General features: G+C 60.6%; 4 protein-coding genes. 1 reads left to right on the top strand and 3 read right to left on the bottom strand.

Features of this window, described 5'->3' with window-relative positions; genetic code table 11:
• Positions 1-18: 18 nt before the first annotated feature.
• Genes WBB95_RS13000 through WBB95_RS13010 form a run of 3 tightly spaced genes read right to left on the bottom strand, consistent with a single transcriptional unit; the run spans position 19 to position 2,983 of the window.
• Positions 19-315, bottom strand: coding sequence for a winged helix-turn-helix domain-containing protein (locus WBB95_RS13000; RefSeq protein ID WP_424487944.1), 297 nt, complete (start codon positions 313-315; stop codon positions 19-21).
• A gap of 19 nt (positions 316-334) precedes the next feature.
• On the bottom strand, positions 335-835 hold the full coding sequence (locus tag WBB95_RS13005) for a M48 family metallopeptidase (RefSeq protein ID WP_424487945.1): 501 nt from the start codon (positions 833-835) through the stop codon (positions 335-337).
• Positions 836-877: 42 nt separating this feature from the next.
• The gene (locus WBB95_RS13010) at positions 878-2,983 is read right to left on the bottom strand and encodes a putative bifunctional diguanylate cyclase/phosphodiesterase (RefSeq protein ID WP_424487946.1); all 2,106 of its coding nucleotides are present in this window, start codon (positions 2,981-2,983) and stop codon (positions 878-880) included.
• A gap of 310 nt (positions 2,984-3,293) precedes the next feature.
• On the opposite strand from WBB95_RS13010, the gene WBB95_RS13015 reads away from it, so the two are divergent.
• Positions 3,294-3,903, top strand: a 610-nt coding sequence (locus tag WBB95_RS13015) for a polysaccharide lyase family 7 protein (RefSeq protein WP_424487947.1), incomplete at its 3' end; no start/stop codon positions are given.

A 3,903-nucleotide genomic window follows, 5' to 3' on the forward strand; every position in this document is an offset into this window, starting at 1 on the left:
AGACCAATCACCCCATCACTATGGATAACCCAACACCTGCTTGACCTGCCCCAGGTTCGCCTCAATCCAGCGCCGATCAATCGCGCCCCAGCTACGAATCCGATAGTGCCCGGCATGATTGCGTGCACCGTCTTCCTGCTCGAACTCACACACGATATCCAGGTCGGCCAGCGCCGCAATCGTGTCCTGCGCCGTGCGCCGGGGCATGCCGGTGGCCTCGGTCAATGCCGGGACGCTGCTGGCTTGGCGGCTGTCGATCAAATACGCCACGTACAGGCGGCGGTAGAAACTGCTTTTGGTCTTGCTCACGTCCATGGTCGGTCGCCTGGTGAGGTTAGGGCTTGCCTTGCAAGTCGCGATACGTGAGGTACACCCGCAGGTCGAATTCCACCTGATGGTAGCCCGGCATCATGTATTCGCAGAGTTTGTAGAACGCCTTGTTGTGGTCCGACTCCTTGAAGTGCGCCAGTTCATGCACAACGATCATGCGCAAAAATTCCGGCGCGGCCTCCTTGAATAACGAGGCGATGCGAATCTCTTTCTTGGATTTGAGATTACCGCCCTGCACCCGCGAAATCGTGGTGTGCAGGCCCAGGGCGCGGTGGGTCAGGTCGAGGCGGTTGTCGAACAGCACTTTGTCGATGGTCGGCGCGTTGCGCAGGTGTTCCTGCTTCAAGGCCAGCGCGTAGCTGTACAACGCTTTGTCGCTCTGCACCCCATGGCGCTCGGGGTAACGCTGCTCCAGGTAAGCGCCCAACTGGTCCTTGGCGATCAGTTGGCGCACTTGCTCCTGAAGTGCTGCGGGATAGGCCTGGAGGTACTTCAACGCGGTCATGGGGTCTGCAACAAGGTTTGAATGGGCGCCAGTGTAGCGAATTCAAAGCAGACGGGGTTGAGACCACGCGAGCATTTCCTCAGGGCTCAACGGCTGCGCCGCCCACGGGCCCTGGACAAACAGGCAGCCATTGGCCTTGAGCCACTGTGCCTGTTCCAGGGTTTCCACGCCCTCGGCAATGACCAGCACATCGAAATGCCCGCTCAGCTCGATGATGCTGCGGGCCAGCGCCGCGTCCCGCACCGAGCCCGGCAAGCGGGCCACCAACTGCGGGTCCAGCTTCAGCGTATCGAATTCCAGGTCTCGCAAGTGGGCGAGGGAGCAATGGCCGGAGCCGAAGTCGTCCAGGGCGATGCGTATGCCGGTCTGGCGCAAGTGCTTCAGCTGCTTGGCCGACTCTTCAAGGTTACTCATCAGGCTCTCTTCGCTGATTTCCACCTCCAACTGCCGCCCCTTCAGCCCATGTCGCTCAAGCACCTGCTGCAGCTGGCTGGCCAGGTTGGGCATGTTGAACTGGCTGCTGCTCAAACTCACGCTCAGCACCAGTTCGTCATCGAAGCTGGCTTGCCAGGCCTGGCGCTGGGCGGCGACTTGTTGATAGATCCAGGCGCTCAACTGGCTGATCAGCCGCGCCTCTTCGAGCAAGGGCAAAAACAGCCCCGGCGGCACATCGCCGACGCTCGGGTGCTGCCACCGCAGCAATACCTCCACGCCACGCAAACGCCCATCCTCCAACGACACCTGGGGCTGATACACCAAGGTGAAATCCTTGTTCTGGATGGCGGTGCGCACGCTGTCTTCGAGCATCAGGCGCGAACGGGCGCGGCCGTTCATTTCCTGATCGTAATAGCGATATTGCTGACGCCCCGCACGCTTGGCTTCGTACATGGCGATGTCCGCCGCGCGCAACAAGCCATTCAAGTCCGAGCCGCAATCCGGGAAGGTCGCAATGCCGATGCTGACGCCGAGCATCACATCCAGGCCGTCGACCTGGTGACACACCGACACACGCTCGATCAGCTTTTCCGAAATCTTCGCCGCCTGCTCCGGGAACTCCAGCTCCAGCAACGCGGTGAATTCGTCACCGCCCATGCGCCCGAGAATGTCGTAGGACCGCAGGCACGCCTGCATTTGCTCCGACACCCAGCGCAGCACCCGGTCGCCGGCATCATGGCCCAGCGAGTCGTTGACGCGCTTGAAACCATCAAGGTCCAGGTACAGCAACACCAGCGACTGCTCGTTACGCTCACTGCGCAGCAGCGTATTTTCCACCGCCTGATGAAAGCCGCGCCGGTTCAACAACCCGGTCAAGGGGTCGGTCACCGCCTGGAATTCCAGCTGCTGGTGCAGATGGCGCACCTCGGACATGTCCAGCACCGTGACCACCATGGCCTTCTGCTCGGCGGGCAACGGCGCGCTGGACAAGGCCACCGGCACCTGCTGGCCACGGCTGGTGCGCAAAATGGCGTCGTGCTGGCGCCAGGTTTCGCCTTTGCAGAACGCCTCGTACATCGGGAAGCTCAGCCAGGCAGGCACATGCGGTTTTTGCAGGAAGCTCAGGAAACTCTCGCCCTGCAACTCCGCCATCGTGGCGTTGAGCAACCGCGAAATAGCCGGGTTGGCGTACTGGATCACACTGCCCTCGCCCACCACCAAAATGCCCTCGGCGGCGTTGTCGAGCACCGAGGCATTAAAGGCGCGGGCAGATTCCAGGTCGTGGCTCAGGCGCTGCAAGGCCCGGCGGTTGCGCTGGTGCTCCAGCAGCGCCTGCACCTTGGGCTTGAGAATATTGGGGTCGAAGGGCTTGAACAGGTAGTCGACCGCACCACTGGCGTAGCCTTCCTGCACCGCGGCGGGCGACTGGGCATGCGCGGTCAGGAAGATGATCGGCGTCATGCGTGTGCGCTGGCTGCCACGCATCAGGCGCGCCACTTCAAAGCCATCCATGCCCGGCATGCGCACATCCAGCAATACCAGGTCGACTTCGTGGGCCAGTAGCAATTCCAAGGCTTCCAGCCCAGAAGCCGCAGTCATCACCTGCCAGTCTTCACGCTGCAAAAGCGCACGCATGCTGATGAGGTTTTCCGGGTAGTCATCGACCACCAGGAGAACCGAAATGCCATCGCCGTGATGTGGAGCGCAATCCATGCTACGTCTCTTCCTTGAGGGGCTGCACCGGTCACTTCTGATAAAAAAACCGGACAAACACTGAGGCCTCACTCTAGCCCCGGTTCCAAAAAAGCAGAAGTGACGTGGGTGCCATCATTGCGCCAAAGCGGAGGAAGCCGACTAACGGTCAAGCCCTGCAGGCCCCGTACCATGGGAAACATGGCTTTTTGGCATTCCTCTGACGCCAATAAATTGCCAGCCAGTGTTTAACAAGTGGCTCAACACCTCCTATAAAGAACCTGTCTGGCCCCCGGGCCAAAGCCTTCACCTCTGTAAAAAGGCCAACGCCATGATCGACCTTTCCACCTGGAACCTCAGCATCCCGGTCGGCTCCCCGCCCGCGACCATCGACACGCCCAAGCTGCTGAGCGGCTTCAAAGACCAGTACTTCCAGGCCGAAGGCAGCAACGTGCAGTTCTGGACCCCCGTGACCGGCACCCGCACCGAAAACGCCATCTACCCGCGCAGCGAATTGCGCGAAACCTACGCCGACGGCAAGTTGCGCAACTGGACGTACCCCGACGCTGACAACTTCCTGCGCGCCACCCTCACGGTCAACCAAGTGCCCTCCTCCGGCAAAATCGTCATCGGGCAAATTCACGCGTATGACAGCCAAAAGCCGCTGATCAAGCTCGAATACCAGTTCAAGGAAAAAACCCAGACCGGCAACATCGTCGCCAAAGTGCGCATGCGCCCGGATGACGGGGAAGGCCGCGTGATCACGGTGGCATCGAATGTGCCGCTGGAGAAGAGCTTTACCTACGTGATCAACCTGAATAAGGCCGGGTTACTGAGTGTGTATGCGGCGGATGGGGAGTGGAATGAACGTATTGGTGCGGCGTGGGGGGAGAAGAAACTGTATTTCAAGGCGGGGGTGTATGTGCAGGACAATAGTGGGG

This window comes from Pseudomonas sp. (assembly GCF_049645325.1).
GTDB lineage: Bacteria > Pseudomonadota > Gammaproteobacteria > Pseudomonadales > Pseudomonadaceae > Aquipseudomonas.